At 62.8% G+C, this 17,447-nt stretch carries 15 protein-coding genes; 3 read left to right on the top strand and 12 right to left on the bottom strand.

The window, feature by feature from the left end; translation table 11 throughout:
* Positions 1-2: 2 nt before the first annotated feature.
* The 5 genes from P3T20_RS25695 to P3T20_RS25715 all read right to left on the bottom strand — a co-directional run bounded on the left by P3T20_RS25695 (position 3) and on the right by P3T20_RS25715 (position 8,110).
* The gene (locus tag P3T20_RS25695; RefSeq protein WP_074263941.1) at positions 3-2,456 is read right to left on the bottom strand and encodes a type VI secretion system Vgr family protein; all 2,454 of its coding nucleotides are present in this window, start codon (positions 2,454-2,456) and stop codon (positions 3-5) included.
* 804 nt (positions 2,457-3,260) lie between these two features.
* On the bottom strand, positions 3,261-4,121 hold the full coding sequence (locus tag P3T20_RS25700; protein WP_074263942.1) for an efflux RND transporter periplasmic adaptor subunit: 861 nt from the start codon (positions 4,119-4,121) through the stop codon (positions 3,261-3,263).
* Positions 4,122-4,134: 13 nt separating this feature from the next.
* Positions 4,135-4,335 (bottom strand): DUF1656 domain-containing protein, encoded by a 201-nt coding sequence (locus tag P3T20_RS25705; protein WP_074263943.1) that lies wholly within the window; start codon positions 4,333-4,335, stop codon positions 4,135-4,137.
* A complete protein-coding gene (locus P3T20_RS25710) occupies positions 4,325-6,529 on the bottom strand; it encodes an FUSC family protein (protein ID WP_074263944.1) in 2,205 nt (734 codons plus the stop codon). The genes P3T20_RS25705 and P3T20_RS25710 overlap by 11 nt, the downstream gene beginning before the upstream one ends.
* 12 nt (positions 6,530-6,541) lie before the next feature.
* Positions 6,542-8,110, bottom strand: a complete 1,569-nt coding sequence (locus P3T20_RS25715) for an efflux transporter outer membrane subunit (protein ID WP_074263945.1) — start codon at positions 8,108-8,110, stop codon at positions 6,542-6,544.
* Positions 8,111-8,265: 155 nt separating this feature from the next.
* On the opposite strand from P3T20_RS25715, the gene P3T20_RS25720 reads away from it, so the two are divergent.
* Both P3T20_RS25720 and P3T20_RS25725 read left to right on the top strand, forming a co-directional pair.
* Positions 8,266-9,204 carry a LysR family transcriptional regulator gene (locus tag P3T20_RS25720; protein ID WP_074263946.1) on the top strand — a complete coding sequence of 313 codons (939 nt, stop codon included), beginning with the start codon at positions 8,266-8,268 and terminating at the stop codon, positions 9,202-9,204.
* A 203-nt stretch (positions 9,205-9,407) separates the two neighbouring features.
* The gene (locus P3T20_RS25725; protein ID WP_167379378.1) at positions 9,408-9,563 is read left to right on the top strand and encodes a hypothetical protein; all 156 of its coding nucleotides are present in this window, start codon (positions 9,408-9,410) and stop codon (positions 9,561-9,563) included.
* Between the two features lie 48 nt (positions 9,564-9,611).
* Here the strand turns inward: P3T20_RS25725 and P3T20_RS25730 are convergent, their stop codons facing one another.
* From P3T20_RS25730 to wrbA, 4 genes are all read right to left on the bottom strand, one after another.
* Positions 9,612-10,433 carry a metallophosphoesterase gene (locus tag P3T20_RS25730; protein WP_074263947.1) on the bottom strand — a complete coding sequence of 274 codons (822 nt, stop codon included), beginning with the start codon at positions 10,431-10,433 and terminating at the stop codon, positions 9,612-9,614.
* A gap of 36 nt (positions 10,434-10,469) precedes the next feature.
* Complete coding sequence (locus P3T20_RS25735) at positions 10,470-11,924, bottom strand: FAD-binding oxidoreductase (RefSeq protein WP_083611371.1); 1,455 nt, start codon at positions 11,922-11,924, stop codon at positions 10,470-10,472.
* A gap of 112 nt (positions 11,925-12,036) precedes the next feature.
* Positions 12,037-12,432 carry a DUF2069 domain-containing protein gene (locus P3T20_RS25740; protein ID WP_074263948.1) on the bottom strand — a complete coding sequence of 132 codons (396 nt, stop codon included), beginning with the start codon at positions 12,430-12,432 and terminating at the stop codon, positions 12,037-12,039.
* Positions 12,429-13,031 carry an NAD(P)H:quinone oxidoreductase gene (gene wrbA, locus P3T20_RS25745; RefSeq protein WP_074263949.1) on the bottom strand — a complete coding sequence of 201 codons (603 nt, stop codon included), beginning with the start codon at positions 13,029-13,031 and terminating at the stop codon, positions 12,429-12,431. The genes P3T20_RS25740 and wrbA overlap by 4 nt, the downstream gene beginning before the upstream one ends.
* A gap of 107 nt (positions 13,032-13,138) precedes the next feature.
* Here wrbA and P3T20_RS25750 point away from each other — a divergent pair, with 107 nt between their 5' ends.
* Positions 13,139-14,455: a YihY family inner membrane protein gene (locus P3T20_RS25750; RefSeq protein WP_074263950.1), complete on the top strand. Its 1,317-nt coding sequence runs from the start codon at positions 13,139-13,141 to the stop codon at positions 14,453-14,455.
* A 16-nt stretch (positions 14,456-14,471) separates the two neighbouring features.
* Here the strand turns inward: P3T20_RS25750 and P3T20_RS25755 are convergent, their stop codons facing one another.
* From P3T20_RS25755 to P3T20_RS25765, 3 genes are all read right to left on the bottom strand, one after another.
* The gene (locus tag P3T20_RS25755; RefSeq protein ID WP_074263951.1) at positions 14,472-14,792 is read right to left on the bottom strand and encodes an Mpo1-like protein; all 321 of its coding nucleotides are present in this window, start codon (positions 14,790-14,792) and stop codon (positions 14,472-14,474) included.
* 235 nt (positions 14,793-15,027) lie between these two features.
* Positions 15,028-15,861 (bottom strand): alpha/beta fold hydrolase, encoded by an 834-nt coding sequence (locus P3T20_RS25760; protein WP_074263952.1) that lies wholly within the window; start codon positions 15,859-15,861, stop codon positions 15,028-15,030.
* Positions 15,858-17,225 (bottom strand): O-acetylhomoserine aminocarboxypropyltransferase, encoded by a 1,368-nt coding sequence (locus P3T20_RS25765; protein WP_074263953.1) that lies wholly within the window; start codon positions 17,223-17,225, stop codon positions 15,858-15,860. Before P3T20_RS25765 ends, P3T20_RS25760 begins: the two co-directional genes overlap by 4 nt.
* Positions 17,226-17,447: the final 222 nt, after the last annotated feature.

Here is a 17,447-nt window from a genome sequence, read left to right on the forward strand (position 1 = left end):
TTTTAATTGCCCTTCAAGCGAATCGAAACGCCTTGGGGGACATGGCTCTGCGCCAGCGACGTTTCGCCATGTTCATTGGTTGTACCTTCGGCAATCAGCTTGCCCTCAGAGAACATCTGATAACGCGTATTGGCGACAGGAACTTCGGACCCGGCCCAATGCGCGACGAAAGCCTCATCAAACGCCCCCGTCGATTCCGGCAATGGCGGAACCGCGGTTGACAGTCTCTGCGCGCCTTTCTTCTGAATCGTAATGACCTTCAGAAAGAGGTCGAACGGGCCGCCTAACGTAATGCTGCCGTCCTTCATGTGGATAAAGGCACCGCCTGATTCGAGGGTGAGTTCCTTCTTCGCGCTGATGCGTACCGTGCCGTTGACGCTCTCCATCGTCAGATCCTGGGAGGCCAGCAGCGACATGGCATCATTCTGTGCCTGCACTTCGACCGGACCCTTTGCCGCAAAAATCCTGGCACCGAACTTCTGCGCGAACAGCGAAATCTTTTCACCCGCTGCGACCGTGAAGCGTTTCAGCACGCTCCAGTCGGCGTTCTTCCCGGCTACAGCGTTGATGCTGTCCTGCGCCGCGAACTGCACGCCGCCGGCCGCGACAACAGCCGCCGATGCCGGGGTGCTCATCAGCAGACCCGGCTTCTTCAGCCCGTCGAGATATTCCTTCGTCTGCTGCTGCGCATCAGTGTCGGCAGGCTCTGCCTTGGCGCTTTGTGCCGATGCTGCCAGCGCCTTCGCAGTCGCCAGCGCGCTTTCCAGTTGTGCGATGGTTTCCTGCATGTCGAGCTGCTTCCCGCTCGCGCCTGGACGGTCATATGCCGTGACCATCATTCCCTTACCTGCACGGCTCACTCCGTAGCCGGATGTGCGAAGCTCATAGCCTTCGCCGCGCTTTTCCAGTTTGTTGTCAACCAGGTAGCCGAGATTCAGTTGCGATTTGCCCGAGTGCTCCGTGCTGAGCTTGACGCCTTCCTGGCCCGCCCAGTCCTCAAAGCGGATCTTGTTGTTCGCCTGGGTGCGGATCACATTCCGTGAGAGCCAGCGCCGGTCATTCGTCACCAGGTCGCGCGCCTGGCTGTGATGGTGGAACGCAACGATTTCGGGCTTGTCCGGGTCGCCGTCGCGGCAGGTAATCACGGCTTCGGCATCGTCCAGCGCCGGGAAGTGCATGCCGGTTTGCAGCTTGCCCGCGAACGGCTTCGCGAGGCGCAGCGGAACACTTTCTCCGCCGTTGGGCCACGTTTCGAAGTCCGCATCAAAACGCACCGTATAGTGGCCGTTTGCGGTTATGTATGCGTATTTGTAGGAGTCCGGGCTGGTGACGCGTGCGCTGAGCGTGCCGGTCACTCTGGCCCAGGTTTGCGTCTCGAGCCTGAGACGGAAGCGCCGGTCAGCGGGGATTGCCTTGTAGCTGTTCGAGTAGGGCGTATCGCGCGCGCCGCTGTGCGTGACCTCGACAATCAACTGGCCTTTGGGCGCATCGGGTAAAACAAGATCTGTTTCCAGTACGCGCCCCGGCTGCAGGTTCAGCACGTTGCTGTCGCCTTCAAAGACTACCTGCCAGGCGATGGCCGCTTCGTGGCGAAGCTGCGCTTCCCACTTCGCTCCCGCCTGGTCCAGGTGGTGAGTGCCATAAATATAGGACTGGCCGTAAGTGGTGGGATCGCTGGGCGCAACGTTGGACGTATCGCGCAAACGCTCCCAGGCTTGCTCCGGGTTGTAATCCGCGACCATGAACGACTGCGGCACCGTCACGGTGTGGGTCTTTATCGCCGTCACCGCCTCGACGCCACCCGCCTCAAGTCCCGCTGCTTCGCGGTACGGCACGACGCGTTGCGGTTCGTCGTAAATGTAATGATCTACGTCGTCCCCGAACACCACCTGGTCGCCGTATTCTGTCTCCTGGATATAGCTGTAGATGCCCGATTTCTCCTGCAGCATATGCGCATAATTCTGGTCGCTCATGCCGTGCTGCATGCGAAAAGCATGCTTCGGATACTGGCGGCGTAGCCGGAAACTGAACTGGTGCTCAAGCATTCCGTGACCGCGCAACATCTCCGCCAGAATGTCGGGCGTTGAACCATGCTGGAAGATCCTGTTTCGGGTCACTGCTGCCAGCCGCCCGAAATGCGACTTCAACACGACTTCGTACTTGACGTAATCATTCGTGTTCTGGATCGTTGAGAAGCGCGCGATAAAGCCGGAGAATTTCCGGGGTGGTCCATCGTCCGGCACGATGACAAACGACGCGTCACGGCTCAGGTATTCGGAGCGCGCAAGCGGTTGCGGATGGGTCAATACGATACGCACCTCAGTCGGTGCACCCATCTTCTCGGTGGCCTCGAACGACACCACAGAGAGCGCCGCCGCGCTGTCCGTGCCGGGTACGTCGAGGTGGTACGCCTGTCGCCCCGGTAGGACCTGAAGTGCGCCCAGCAGGTCTGTCATTGGCCTGGCCTCCTTGCGATTGTTTGAGAGGAGCGGCCTGATTCAGCAGGACTACAAAGATTGGGAGGCCGCGATGCGGAGCTTATTTGGCTCCTAAGGGTTTTTACCCTGCGTGCCATCCCAATTCGTGCGGAAAATTCTGCAAATTGATCGTTGAAAGTCGAGGCGCAATCCGGCGGGCGAGCAATCCTGGCCGCCCGTGCAGACGGTATCCGCAAAAATATCCGTAATGTCCGTATTTCTGTTCGGATGCCGCGACCCTGGAACCCATCTGACGGACTTCGCCGGTCCGAGGTGCGAATTGCGGACAACGTTGCGGCCCTGGCTACGGCCACTTCGCGCTTGTTCGCGTCCGCATGGGAAACGGTCACGGGAAGAGGCCCCGGACCACTTGCAAAGGAGGTAACCGGTTGATTGCAGCGCCCCGGGCAGCAGGACGGATAAAACGCCTCATCCTGATGAACGAAGACTCATCAATATCGCTAGCATACCTAAATAACCAGCAGGATGGGTTATGCCCGACGGCGGGGCGCGTAGCGCGACGCTGGAGCTGATGATTACCTTGTCACTAACGGGTGTGGTGCGAAGGCAGTTCTCGTGTGCGGACCACTCCGACTTCATGTCAGTGGTGGACATCTACAGGCTAGCGGTTGCAAGCCCGCTTTCTTTGCTTACTTTCTTTGCGGCGGCAAAGAAAGTAAGTGCCGCCCCGCACAGGGGCATCGCTAATAGACCACTAAGAATGCAAGGAAAGGCCAACACCGCAAGAACAACCACCAAACCAAGGCGCCGCAGGCAAAAACCTCACCCAGCCTTAACAACAACAGTACAAGTAGTCCCAGCCGACAAAACGACCCCATCGGGGACATGATCAATCTGAATCCGGACGGGCACCCGCTGCGCCAACCTCACCCAGTTAAAAGTCGGATTCACATCAGCCAGCAGCTCGCGGCTCTGCGGATTATCGCGGTCGTAAATCCCCCGCGAAATGCTCTCCACGTGCCCCTGCAACACACCACCACTCATCAACCGCATCTCAGCCTTATCGCCGACATTCACGTGCGGCAGTTTCGTTTCTTCAAAGTAGCCATACACCCAGAATGAATGACTATCCACAATAGCGAGCTTCGCCGCGCCCGCGATGGCATAGTCCCCCTGGAACACGCTCAGATTCGTCACATATCCATCCACCGGTGACACCACGCGCGTGCGCTCCAGATTCAACTTCGCGGCATCCAGCGCGGCCAGCGCCTGCTCATATGCCGCTTCCGCAGCAGACGCCGTATGCGTCGCGTTTTCCTGACTTTCCTTCGACACCACCTGGCTGTCCATGTCCGCGCGGCGTTGCGCGTCGTCGCGGCGCATCTGCAACTCGGCCTTGCGTGCCGCGACGGCAGCCTGTGCCTGCTCGACCGCGATCTGGTAATGCGAGGGGTCGATCTGCATCAGCAAATCGCCTTTCTTTACCAGCTCGTTGTCGTGTACCGGCAGCGCCACCACCGCGCCCGAGACGTCCGGCGCAATGTTCACGACGTCCGCGCGCACCCGTCCGTCGCGTGTCCACGGCTCGTCCATGTAGTGGACCCATAAGGCGCGGCCTATCAGCAGCGCAACAATGAATACGACGGCTGTTGCCACAAAACCCAGAATATTTCGGATGGTCATGATTCGACTCTGATCAACGATAAACGGCGAGACCCAGCACGCCGCACACACATACGAGCAAGCTGGCCCGGAACAGGTTCGGATGCCACACCACGCGATACAGTCCCGTATAGGCAATCGCGCGATCCAACACCCAGGTAAGCACAGCGCCGGCAATGAACATCAACACAATGGCCGGCACGTAAGCGTCAAGCACAGCAACTTCACGTGGCATGGCGAACTCCTTCTTGTTTCCCGGTCCGCGAGCCCACCAGCGTCTCTAGTGGCGATTGCGGATCGAGCAGCGCGGTACGAATGAAATGCAGATGACTCAGGATGCGTTGCAGTCGATGATGCTCCTCACGCGGTGGTGTGAACGTCGACAGCACTTGCTGGACGGCCGCAGTAGCGTCGATCGTCGCTGCGAGCGCGGTGTCCATCCGTTGTGCGCTTGGCCGGTCGAAGAGCGCTGCGATTGCGTCGCGCATCTTGCGTTCAGCAACGCGCCACGGCATCGTTTTCGCGTAGCGGGCGTCCGGCGGCAGCGCGCCGATCTCGCGCCGCATATCGATGATCGCGTTGCCCACTTCGAGCACGGCGAACAGCCAGCGCAGGCTGTCGCGCTTGACCTCGGGTTCTGTCTCGGCGAGCGCGTTGATCTGGAACATCAGGTCGCGTGCGCCGCTTTCGAAGCGGGAGCGCAGGCGTGTCAGACGTGAGTTGCAGGCCGTCACGACATGGCGGCGCAGGTCGATCAACAGACGGTTGCGCATCCACGGCAGCGACGGCGGCAGGAGCAGCGCGAATGCGATCGAACACACGAGCATCGACAGGAACAGCGCCAGCCCATCGTTGATCACGCCGGTCGGATCGTAGTGGATCACGTTGTCCGGACCCGCGAGGAAGCAAAAGAAAATGCAGTAACCCACGCCGTAGCCGGCCAGCTTTGGGCGCGTCGTCATGAATACGCCGAGCAGCAGGAACGGCGCGAGCGCAACGCAAAGCAGCGGAAAACCGTCGACGCGCGGATACAGCCCGAATACGACAATCATCCCCATCAGCGACGACAGGAGCGTGCCGCCCGCCATCTGAAATGCCATGCGGGTAGGGTTCGGCGATGTGGACGCCAGAGCACAGGTCGCCGCGCCGACCGGCAGCAGCGTGACGCCGCTCGGCCACGCGCTCGCGATCCAGAACACGCCCAGCAGCGCGATCACGATCGTCGCGCGCATGCCGGCGACCCCTGCAAACAATGCGTTGGTCCGCGGCTCATAGCGGTCGATCCAGCGCTCGCGCTCGTGCGTATCGCTCGCCAGCGAGGCATACGTGGCCGCATACGCGTGCAGATCGTCGATGAAGCGGTAGAGCAGTTCGGCGGCGGTGTCGAAATCGAGCAGCGGCACGTCGGGGCGGGCTTCCAGCGCTTCGCGCGTTGCCCGCAGCCGGTTGGGCAACTCGGTCTTGTAGGTTTCCAGTTGTTCGGTCACGCGCACGGCATCGGCGGCGGTCAGAACCGGTTCGCCGGATTTGTCGAGGAGTGGCGCGATCTCCTTGAAGTACGGTTCGATGGCTTCGATAGCGGCAGACGCGCCGGCCTCATGCAGCCGGTTCATCAACTGATGCAAGGCGTGAAAGCGCGTCGATGCAGTCATGAACTCGCTGTTCAGGCGCGACAGGCGGCCGCCTCTCATCCGCGAGGCCGGGGTTTCGAACACGGCGACGCTGCGGATCGCTTCGAAGCCCACGATGTCTGCGACAAAGCGTGCGTTGGTGGCCTCGATCTGCGCGCGATCGACCTGGCCCGACAGCGACGCCGAAACGTATTCGACGAACGCACTAAAACGGCCGCGTATGGTGGTGCGCATCTGTTCGCCGGTGAATTGCGGGAACACCAGACCGCTGACTGCGCCGGAACAGACAATGCCGACCACGATTTCCGCGACGCGCGTCGTTGCGGAAATGAACGCGCCGTCTGGATGTTGTGCCGCCGGAAAGCCGATCAACGCGGCGGTGTAGCCGGCCAGCACGAAGCCATACGTGCGGAAATTTCGGTTGCGCGCGGCACCCGCGGTACAGATGCCGACCCAGATCGCCGTCGACGCGATGAAGAGTTCCGGCTGCTGCGCAAACCGGCCGATCAGCGCCAGCATGACGACGAGCCCGACCACCGTGCCGCAGATCCGGTAGAAGCTCTTCGCGAACACCATGCCGCTTTGCGGTTGCATCACGATGAAGACGGTCGTCATCGCGGTACGCGGTTGCGGCAGGTCGAGTTTCATCGCTACGTATAGCGAAAGAAACGCGGCAGCCAGCGCCTTGAAGATATAGATCCAGGTCAGGCCGTCGGTGCGGGCCCAATCGGCGGCGGCCGCGTAGAAGGCCGTCAAAGTGAGTGGCTGGCGCGGGGCTGAGGAGGGGGAGGTGGACATGATTCGCGGCCCTTACTGCACAGTGGGCGCGTAGGCCGAGGCTTGACCGCCAGTCATTGCGTTGGCGGTCGGCGGCGCCGCCGTCGCCGTTTTGCCCTTCCCATGCGCCGGCAGCGTTTCATCCGTCTTCGGGCCGTCAGCCGGATCGGCGAGGCCGCCACCGAGCGCCGTCATCAGAGAAGCATGCGCACCCAGCCGCTCGGCCTGCACACGTGCGACGCCTTCCTGCGCACGCAGCAACTGGTTCTGCGCCACCAGCACATTCAGATAGTCCGTCAGACCACGCCGGTAGCCTTCCTTCGCGAGGTCATAGTTCTTGTGTGCGGCAGCGACCGAGCGATCGGCATCGTTGGCCTGCGTCTCGAGAGAACGGATCCGCACCACCTGGTCCGCCACGTCCTTCAGCGCGCTGACGATGGTCTGGTTGTACTGCTCGACTGCCGTGTCATAACCGGCATCCGCGGCGCCCAGTTGCGAGCGCAGCCGGCCGCCGTCGAAGATCGGCAGCGACATCGCCGGTCCCGCGGTCCAGCCGCCGTTGGTCGCCTTCAGGAACTGGAACAGCGGACCGGCCGCAGCATAGCCGCCCATCGATGCCAGCAGATTGATGTCCGGATAGAAGTTGGCCTTGGCGACGTCGATACCGCGCGCCTGTGCCGCCACCGTCCAACGCGCCGCGACGATATCGGGACGATGGCCGAGCAGCTCGGCAGGCAGCGTCGAAGGCAAGCCTGCGGGCGCGTCGAGAGAAAGCGTTGGACGGGTGATCGAATCGCCCGCGCCGGGACCTTTGCCTGCCAGCGCCGCAAGCTGATTGCGGCCCAGCGCGATCTGCTCTTCGAGTGCGTCGATCTGGCGTTCGTATTCGGGCACAGGCGTTTCGGCCTGGCTCACTTCGAGCTGCGTGCCGAGACCACCTTTGAGACGGCGCGTGGCGAGATCGACGATCTGCTGTTGCTGTTGCAGCGTCGCCTGGGCGATGTCGAGCAGCGCGTAATTCATCGACATACCGATATACGCACGCACCACGTTCGCTTCGAGTTCGAGTTGCGCGGCGCGTTCGTCGGCTGCGCTGGCGTGAGCGGCGTCGAGCGCCTGCTCGGCGGCGTTCTTGTCCTTGCCCCACAGGTCAAGGTGATAGGACAGGCCGAGCGTGCCGGTGTTGTCGTAGGAGTTGGTGTTCGAGAGCGAACCCGGACCGTAATAGATATTGTCTGGCCAGTGCTGACGCTCGAGCGACAGATTGCCGTTGACCTGCGGCGAGAGCGCCGCGTGCGCCACGCCAGCCAGCGATTGCGCTTCGCGCACCCGTGCCTGCGCAACGGCGAGCATCGGATTGCCGGCCTGAGCCGCGTCGATCCACGCATTGAGCTGCGGATCGTTATAGACGCGCCACCAGTCCGCAGCGGGCCACTGCGCCTCGGCATCGGCGGCACGAATCGCCGCGCCGGCATCGAGCGAGGACGGATTCATTCCGCGTGCCTGAGGCGCGATGCCTCCGGTACTGGCGCAGCCGGCGATTATCATGGAGATCGTAAGAACCGCGATCGCGGTGATCCCTTTTTGTACCGGAGGCTGCACGATTTACTCCTTTATTGACTAAAGTACCTTGTGCGCCATTATATTTTTCGCTGTATTTACGAATAACCCGCAAAGATGTAAGGCATTTTTACGGAAATTGAGATAATCGCTCTTGCGAAGCGTGTAACAATCGCTTCGTCTCAGTGAGGATAGGTATGGATACGCTTCAAAACATGCGTGTTTTCACCCGCGTCGTCGAGGCGGGCAGCTTCACCGGTGCCGCGCAGCACCTCAATACGACCACGGCGTATGCGTCGCGCGCGGTCTCCGATCTCGAGGCGCATCTGCGCACCCGGTTGCTCAATCGCACCACGCGCCGCATTGCGCTGACCGAAGCCGGCGAGCGTTATCTGCAGCGCTGCGAACAGATTCTGGCCTACGTCGATCAGGCCGAAGCCGAAGCGGGCGATGCTCACGCAAAGCCGTCCGGCAAGCTGAAAGTCCACGCCATGACGAGTTTCGGCCAGCACTATGTGGTGCCGGCCGTCGGGCGTTATCAGCAGCGCTATCCGGAAGTACAGGTTGAATTGACGCTGGCGCAACGCATGCCCGACCTGCTCGACGAGGGCTATGACGTTGCGCTCGTGCTGGCGCACGATCTGCCGGACTCGGGGCTCGTTTCGCAGCGCCTGGGCAGCGCATTTAGCGTTGCCTGTGCGTCGCCTGCTTACCTTGAACGTAATGGCGTACCGCAGACGCCTTCGGATCTCAGCCGCCACACCTGTCTGCAGATGGTCACGCCGGTATTTCCGACAAACGAATGGACCTTCGACGGCCCGAATGGTCAGGAGACCCTGGCGCTGGGCGCGGCGACGTTTCAGGTGAATGTCGCCGAGGCGCTGGCGGTGGCGGTGCGCGAGGGCATGGGCATTGGCCTCATCCCGATCTATTCGGCGATCAGTGGCCTGCGTAGCGGCCAGTTGATGTGGGTGTTGCCGGAGTACACGTCCCAGGAGATGAACGTGTATGCGCTGTACCCGTCGCGCCAGTATCTCGACGCGAAGATCCGCACCTGGGTCGAATTTCTGCGTGACGAACTACCCTCGACGCTCGCCACCGATCAGGCCGAACTGCGTAAATTCATCCGCACGTGACGGCGGGTCCTGGCGCACGCCGTCCGCCGGTTCGCGTTGACTGACCGTTCTCGCCGTGCATCACAGGCTGTTACAGATCTTCGGCATCGCAACATTTCCTTACTTCTCCCGCCGATTTGATTTGATAACGTTGGGTCAACGCGCTGGCCGGACCGAGTGGGTTGCAGTCAGGAATCTGAATTTACTGGAACGAAGAGGGACTCATGGATACGCATCTGCTGATCGGCGTGGCCGTCATGCTGGGACTGATTGGAATTGCCGCCTCGCGCGATCTGTTGCGCAACCTGCGTGCGCAGCCGCAACTGGTGCCGATCCGCGCCGAACGTCGCGACGCAGCGGGATATCAGCGCCGCCGCTGAGCGTGTGCGGGTAGCGTCGATGACGCTGCCCGTGTCGGCTCAAGCATCTTATATTTCGACCACCCTGTCCCACGCAAACTGCGGATTTTCCGGCTGTCCAGTGCGGCGGTCGAGGTAGCCACGCGGATTGCACATGACCCGCGTGCCCTCAACGGTGTAGTCGAACGCCGTGTGAGTGTGACCGTGAATCCACAGCACAACCGGTGAGCGCACCAGCGTCGGCAGATGGCTGACGAAGCCGGCCGACACGCGGTCATCCGCGTAACGCTCGGCGAGACTCAACCGGTGCGGCGCGTGATGCGTGACCACGATGGTTTTCCCCGCGAATGGCTTGCTCAATTCCCGCTCTAGCCACGCGCGCGCCTGTGCATGTAGCGCGAGGGAGTCGGCAGGGGTGAAATCGCGTGTGGCAGTGGTGTTCGCCGCGGCCGAGACGTCGTGCGGCCACGTGAGCTGGATCAAACCTTTGAAGTCGAGCATGACGCGCTGGGCTGCTGCCGTCGAAATCGCCAGCGCCTCCTCGTCAGCGCCATAGAGCGTGAAGTCGGTCCACAAGGTGGTCCCAAGCACGCGCCATTCGCCAGCGGGATCCACCAGCGCAGCGTTATTCAGAAAGTGCACGTTCTCGACCGATGCTGCCGCATCGCGCATGGCCGCTTCCAGCGCGCCGAATTCTCCGTCGTAGTACTCGTGATTGCCTGGCACATAGACGACGGGCGCAGCCCCGTCGAACGTCTCGGCGGCCCAGCGCGCACCCGCTGCGTGATTGTGAATATCGCCGGCAAGCACAATCAGATCCGCCTGCGCATGCGGGATCACTTCCGGCTCGTCGCACTCCAGATGCAGGTCGGACAGCACACGGATCTTCACGAACGGCACTCCTTTGTGGATGGAAAGCCTGTACTCCTAGCGTAGCACCTTGCCGGGATTCATCAGGTTGAGTGGATCGAGCGCGCGTTTGACGGCTCGCATCAACTGCACTTCCACGTCCTGCTTGTAGTGCATCGCCTCGTCGATCTTCAACTGGCCGAGCCCGTGTTCCGCGCTGATGCTGCCGCGATGGCGATGCACGCTGTCGTAGACGATCTGGTTGATCGGGCTCTGGTACTCCGCGAGAAACGCTTTCGCATCGACGCCTTCGGGGGCTTGCACGTTGTAGTGCAGATTGCCGTCGCCAAGGTGACCGAACGTGACCATGCGTACGCCCGGCACGGCTTGCGCAATCGCGGCGTCCGTTTCTGTGATGAAGTGCCCGATGCGTGAGATTGGCACGGCGATATCGTGCTTGATGTTGAGACCTTCTTCGGCCTGCGCGAGCGGAATGTGTTCGCGCAGATTCCAGAAAGCCCGCGATTGCGCGAGGTTTTCCGCTACCACTGCGTCCTGCACCAGTCCTTCCTCGAGCGCCGTTTCCATCAGCCGTTCGAAGAGGGCGCGTGCGTGTTCTTCGCTTTCGCTGTCCGATAGTTCGAGCAGCACGACTTGCGCGTGCGGCTCGGCGAACGGATAGCGCATCTGAGCGAAATGCCGGTTAACGAGTCGCAGGCAGAAATCGGACATCAACTCGAAGCCGGTCAGAAGCGGACCGGCAAAGCGCTGCGTGAGTGCGAGAAAATCGAGCGCAGCGTGCGGCGAGGCGAGCGCGGCAAGCGCCGTGACGCGCGCCGCCGGCTGCGGATGCAGCTTCAGCACGGCCGCGGTGATGATGCCGAGCGTGCCTTCCGCGCCGATGAACAGGTCGCGCAGATCGTAGCCGGTGTTGTCCTTGCGCAGGCCACGCAGGCCGTCCCACAACTCGCCTTGCGGGGTCACCACTTCGAGACCGAGACAGAGTTCGCGCGTGTTGCCATAGCGCAGCACGCCGGTGCCGCCCGCGTTGGTGGCGAGATTGCCGCCGATCGTGCAACTGCCTTCGGCCGCCAGACTCAGCGGGAACAGACGGCCGGCTTCTTCCGCGCGGGCCTGCACGTCGGCGAGGATCACGCCCGCTTCGACGGTGATCGTGTTGTTGTGCGGGTCGATATCGCGGACGCGGTTTAGACGGCGCAGACTGAGCACCGCTTGTGCGCCGCCGGCATCCGGCGTGGCTCCGCCGACCAGGCCCGTGTTGCCGCCTTGCGGCACCAGTGCGACGCCATATTCCACTGCCAGCTTCACCAGAGCGGCAACCTCGGCGGGTGTCGCCGGACACAGTACCGCGCAGGCCGCGCCGGTGTAGCGGCGACGCCAGTCGGTGAGGTAGGAGGCGGTGTCGTGGGATTCGGTCAGAACGTGTGCTACACCGATAGCGTCGCGGCAGGCCGCGATGAAGGCATCGCCTGAGGCCAGGTTAGGTGCCGTTTGAGAAGCGGAATGGGTCATGATGGTCGGTCAGAAGAGAGAGGCGAACACGCGACGTCGCCTCGTCTACGGTTGATCTTTGGGAGCTGCGCGTTGCGGGCCGCAATCGGACAGGCGGCATAGGTGCATGGCTTTATGCGGCCCGTTTCGCACGCTTTGCCGCCCGTTTGAACGGGCCGACATACGCCAGCGCGCAAACGAAGAAAACGACAGCAAGCAACGTTTCGAGCCAGCCGAGCTGAGCGGAGAGGCCGCGCTCGCTCCAGCCGCGCACAATCCCTTCGGCGAAATACAGCAGGATCAGCATCGACGCCCATTGCAGCGTGTAAAGCCGTTGGCGCAGCACGCCGGGCAGGGCGAGCAGCAGCGGTATGGCTTTGAGAACGAGCGCGGTGCCGCCCGGACGCAGCGGCGCAAGCCACCATTCCCATGCGACCGAAAGCACGATCAGCGCGATCAGGGCCGCTGCTGAGCCGAGCGCCGCACCGCGCCGCCGCGCGGGCGTCGAAACTGAATCGGGCGTGCTCACGGACGTTCGCTCATGGCGGCGGCCGTGCGTGCGACGCGTGCCCCGAGCGCGACGGCAAGCGTTTTCTCATCTGCGGAAATACCGTGTTCCGCAGAATCGGCCCGCGCGAAATGCGATGCGCCGTAGGGCGTGCCGCCCGTCAGCGTGGTGGTCAGCGTGGTCTCGGTATACGGGATGCCGACGATCAGCATGCCGTGATGCAGAAGCGGCAACATCATCGATAACAGCGTGGATTCCTGGCCGCCGTGCAAACTGCCCGTGGACGTGAACACGCAGGCCGGCTTGCCGGCCAAGGCGCCGGATAGCCACTGCGGTGTGGTGCCGTCGAGAAAGTATTTGAGTGCAGCGGCCATATTGCCGAAGCGGGTCGGCGATCCGAGCGCGAGGCCCGCGCATTCTTCCAGATCGCGCAGCTCGACGTAGGGCGGGCCTTCCGCCGGAATATCGGGCTGGGTCGCCTCGCAGACGGTCGAGACGGGCGGCACGGTGCGCACGCGCGCCTGCATGCCGGGGACGCTGTCGACGCCGTGCGCGATCGCCAGCGCGAGCTCGCGCGTGGCGCCGTAACGGCTGTAATAGAGCACGAGAATGTCTTTCATAGGCCTGATCGAGTGAGCAGGTATTATAGGGGTTGGGTCCGCAGCACAGGCGGCTCGCGGGCAACCGGCGCGAGCCCTACACGGTTCATGAAGCAAGGAGGCAGGGTTTGTTGTCCAGGGTGCGTTTCGACCTCGATACGCTTAAACGTCTCGCGCAATTCGCCGCGAAGCGCAGCAGCGAAGATCGCATTCCCCAGGTGGCCGGCAGTCTGACGTTCACCACCATGCTCTCGCTCGTGCCGCTTGCGACGGTGGCGTTCGCCTTGTTCACCGCGTTCCCGATCTTCGGTTCGTTCCAGATGTCGCTGCAGGGTTTTCTGGCCGACCATCTGATGCCGTCGCAGATCAACGACCAGATTTTCAGGTACCTCAACGAATTCGCGGCCAAGGCCAAGGGCCTGACGACGATGGGCATGATCGTCCTGTTCGTCACTTCGGTGATGACGATGATGACCGTCGAATCCGCGTTCAATGTGATCTGGCGGGTGCGCAAGCCGCGGCCCTTTGCGCAGCGGGTACTGGTCTACTGGGCCGTCATCACGCTGGGGCCGATCCTGATTGGCGTGAGCCTGTCGATTTCTTCGTATCTGTTCACACGCTCGATGGCGTTCAGCGCCGCGCAGCACATCACGCCGCTGATCGATTGGGCGCTGACCGGAGCAGCGCTGCCGCTTACGGTGCTCGCTTTCACCATGCTCTACGTGTATCTGCCGAATTGCCGGGTGGAGTGGCGCGATGCAGTGGTTGGCGGCCTGGGCGCGGCCATCGCATTCGAACTGGCGAAACGTGGCTTCGGCTATTACATCCGGCGCATTCCGACCTATACGGCGGTGTATGGCGCGTTTGCGGCGGTGCCGATGTTCCTGCTGTGGATGTACCTGAGCTGGTTCATCACGCTGGCGGGGGCGATGGTGGCGTCGGCGCTACCGGCGATCCGCATAGGGCAGTTTCACCGGCCGCGCTTTGCGGGCAGCAATCTGTTCGATGCGCTCGAAATGCTCGCGCGGCTTTCCGAGGCGCGCGAAGCGGGCAAGCCTGGGTACACGTTGCAGGATCTCGCGCGCATGCTGCGCCGGGATATGGATACGACCACCCATTTGATTGATACGCTCGAGGAGATCGAGTGGATCGCGCGTCTGCAGGAAGACGGCTCGCGCCCGCGTTTCCTGCTGCTGGCCAATCCCGCCCAGGTGACAGTGGAACGGCTTTTCGACCTGTTCGTGATCGATCGCGCGGAGCTCGAATATCAGCTCAATCTGGAGTCCACGCGGGTGGACGGCGCGACGTTGCTCGCGGCGCTGGAGAACGACAAGCTGAGTGTGTCGCTCGCGTCACTGCTCGCCCTGCGGGCCTCAGCGCGTGCCGTGCGGGCAGCGGCCGAAGCCGAGGGACGGAATTCGTCAATGCCGCATCAGACGGCGTGAACGGCATGCCTTTGCGCTAAAGGGAAATCTTCCCGACGCAGATATCCTTGAACATCACCCAGTCGCCCATCAGGCTGTAGACGGGGTGCCGGAATGTGGCCGGGCGGTTCTTCTCGAAGAAGAAATGCCCGATCCATGCACACCCATAGCCACTGACGAGCGCAGCCGGCAACCACAGCCAATCGCCGGTGGCTAATGCCATGGCCAGACAGCCGATCACGCCCAGCGAGCCGACAAAGTGCAGGCGCCGCGAAACAACGTTGCGATGCTCCTCGAGGTAAAACGGATAAAACTCCGCGAAATTCGCGAAGCGTTCGGTATGAGCGGTTTGAGACATCTTGGCCTCCGTTTCGCTGCTCTCTTGTGGTCCATCCCCCGCCATGCCCGTTTATGCGGCATGGCGAACCCGGCCAGCGACAAGTGCATCGTTTGTGCGCCTGAAACCGGATGGGCCTGAATCATTGTGCGGCTATCGGCGGATGCGCGCAACCTGGCCATTCGGCCGATGGTGCGCGCCGCCGGGCGGCGCTATTGTCGAGCTTACAGAAGCGATTGAGCGGAACTGCATAGCTTTATGCGGATTGGCTGTCGAGGCCCGACGCAAAACTGAACAGCGCGTCCAGCGTTGCGTCCGGTTGCTCGGTCATCAGCGCGTGGCCGGCATCGAGCATTACCGTGGCGACCGTTGCACCGGCTTCTGCAAAAGCCTGAGCGAGCGCTTTCGTGGCGCGCGGCGGCGTCATGGCGTCGCGCCGTCCCACGATCAGCTGTACCGGGCAGCGCACCTGGGCTGCGCGTGCAAGGCCATCGGCGTAGGCATTGCAGGCCGTGAAGTCGGTGTGGAACAAACCGGGTTCGCCTTTGGCCGATAGCCGCTCCATCAGCCGCTGGTTCATGCCGTGCAGCCAGAAGCCCGGGCCGGGGCAGGATGGTTTCGCGGCCAGCGTCGAATGCGACCATTGATTGACCATGCCGATCGCCTCCGGCTCGCGGTTGAGCGCGGCGTCGAGCAGGGCGTCGGAGACGGCCATCGGCACGGCAGTGGCGACCAGCGCGAGACCGCTCGCACGTTCCGGATAGCGCGCGGCAAATTCGAGCGCGACGAGCGAGCCCATGCTGTGGCCAATCACGCAGGCGCGTGCCACGCCGGCTGCGTCCAGCAGCGCGGCGAGCCAGTCGGCCATGGAGGCGATATCGGTGAGCGCGGGGCCAGCGCTGCGATGATGGCCCGGCAGGTCGACGGCCAGCACACTGAAGCCGTGATGCGCGAAGTAACGGGTTTGCAGCGCCCACACGCTGTGGTCGTGCTCGGCGCCATGGATGAACACCGCGCAAGGCAGGCTGCAGTCGAACGGTTTGCCGCCGGTGTACGCGTAGGCCGCCTTGTTCTGGACCTCGAGGATCATGCGGACTCCCTGGGTGCGCCGCCGCTGGGGTTGCCGGAGCCTTGGGGACTGTTCTTTGGTTTGGCGGCGCTGCCGCTGGTGGGCTTCTGCGCGGCCTTGAGTGCGCGCTTGAGGTCGTCGATCAGATCGTCCGGATCCTCGAGGCCAATCGACAGGCGGATGGTGCCCTCGGCGATGCCCGCCGCGGCGAGTGCGGCGGCGTCCATGCGGAAATGGGTGGTAGAGGCGGGATGGATCACCAGCGAACGGGCGTCGCCGACGTTCGCCAGATGCGAGAACAGCGAGAGCGCTTCGATGAAGCGCCGTCCGGCGGCACGGTCGCCACGCAGGTTGAAGCTGAACACGGCGCCAGCGCCGCGTGGCAGCAGGCGCATGGCGAGCGCGTGATCCGGGTGCGAGTCCAGTTCGGGATACGCGACGGATTCGACCGCGGCGTGGGCAGCGAGAAATTCGACCACTTTGCGGGTGTTCGAAACGTGCCGGTCCATACGCAGCGGCAGCGTTTCGATCCCCTGCAGCAGTTGCCAGGCGGCTTGCGGATGCAGACACGCGCCGAAGTCACGTAGCCCTTCGCGGCGGGCGCGCAGCAGGAAGGGGGCAACGGTGCTTTCCTCGGCGAACACCATGCCGTGGAAACCCTCATACGGTTCGGTGAACTCGGGAAAGCGTCCGGACGCGTCGAAGTCGAAGGTCCCGCCGTCAACCAGCACACCGCCGATGGTAGTGCCGTGACCGCCGAGGAACTTGGTCGCCGAGTGGTAGACGAAATCCGCGCCATGCTCGAAGGGCTTGAGCAGGTACGGCGTCGTAAAGGTCGAATCGACCAGCAGCGGTACGCGGTGCTCATGCGCGATCCCGGCGACCGCGGCAATATCCAGCACGTCGAGCCCGGGATTGCCTAGGGTTTCGCCGAACAGCAGGCGGGTGTTCGGGCGCAGCGCGGCGCGCCAGCCGTCCAGATCGCCGGGTTTGACGAAAGTCGTTTCGATGCCGAAGCGGCGCAGCGTGTAGTTCAGCAGATTGTGCGAGCCGCCATACAGGGCGCCAGACGCGACGATGTGTGCGCCGGCGCCCATTAGCGTGGCGATCGCCAGATGCAGCGCGGCCTGGCCGCTGGCCGTGCCGATCGCGCCGGCGCCGTTTTCCAGCGCGGCGACGCGCTCTTCGAAGACGGCCACGGTCGGGTTCGAAATCCGCGAATACACGTGGCCGGCGCGTTCCATGTTGAACAGCGCGGCGGCGTGGTCGGTGTCGCGGAACGAGAACGAGGTGGTCTGGTAGATCGGCGTGGCGCGCGCACCGGTCGTGGGATCGGGGGCTGCGCCGGCATGCAGCGCAAGCGTATCGAAACGGTTGGCGGACATCCTGGGCGGCGGAGCCACGGGCAGCTCCGCGAAGGGTCAAAGTGGAGGCATCGTATCATCGGGGTTGACGGCTTCAAGTCCGATTTTCCCTGTATGGGGCGCTGCCACGCCCGTCCCGCCTTGGTGGGCGGCCCGCTTTCCTTTTACAGGCCTTTCCGCTAGGATCGAAATCAGTCATGTATTAACGGCTTCACCAGATTCCGCAATCACCCGTGCATGGGA

Source organism: Paraburkholderia sp. GAS206C (assembly GCF_050435645.1).
GTDB classification, from domain to species: Bacteria; Pseudomonadota; Gammaproteobacteria; order Burkholderiales; family Burkholderiaceae; genus Paraburkholderia; species Paraburkholderia phenazinium_B.

Bases quoted from the DNA above. Each gene is read 5' to 3' on its own strand.
- P3T20_RS25725 (WP_167379378.1), top strand. From the start codon at position 9,408: ATGGATACGCATCTGCTGATCGGCGTGGCCGTCATGCTGGGACTGATT.
- wrbA (WP_074263949.1), bottom strand. From the start codon at position 13,031: ATGAAAGACATTCTCGTGCTCTATTACAGCCGTTACGGCGCCACGCGC.
- P3T20_RS25695 (WP_074263941.1), bottom strand. From the start codon at position 2,456: ATGACAGACCTGCTGGGCGCACTTCAGGTCCTACCGGGGCGACAGGCG.
- P3T20_RS25710 (WP_074263944.1), bottom strand. From the start codon at position 6,529: ATGTCCACCTCCCCCTCCTCAGCCCCGCGCCAGCCACTCACTTTGACG.
- P3T20_RS25720 (WP_074263946.1), top strand. From the start codon at position 8,266: ATGGATACGCTTCAAAACATGCGTGTTTTCACCCGCGTCGTCGAGGCG.
- P3T20_RS25700 (WP_074263942.1), bottom strand. From the start codon at position 4,121: ATGACCATCCGAAATATTCTGGGTTTTGTGGCAACAGCCGTCGTATTC.
- P3T20_RS25705 (WP_074263943.1), bottom strand. From the start codon at position 4,335: ATGCCACGTGAAGTTGCTGTGCTTGACGCTTACGTGCCGGCCATTGTG.
- P3T20_RS25755 (WP_074263951.1), bottom strand. From the start codon at position 14,792: ATGTCTCAAACCGCTCATACCGAACGCTTCGCGAATTTCGCGGAGTTT.
- P3T20_RS25760 (WP_074263952.1), bottom strand. From the start codon at position 15,861: ATGATCCTCGAGGTCCAGAACAAGGCGGCCTACGCGTACACCGGCGGC.
- P3T20_RS25765 (WP_074263953.1), bottom strand. From the start codon at position 17,225: ATGTCCGCCAACCGTTTCGATACGCTTGCGCTGCATGCCGGCGCAGCC.
- P3T20_RS25735 (WP_083611371.1), bottom strand. From the start codon at position 11,924: ATGACCCATTCCGCTTCTCAAACGGCACCTAACCTGGCCTCAGGCGAT.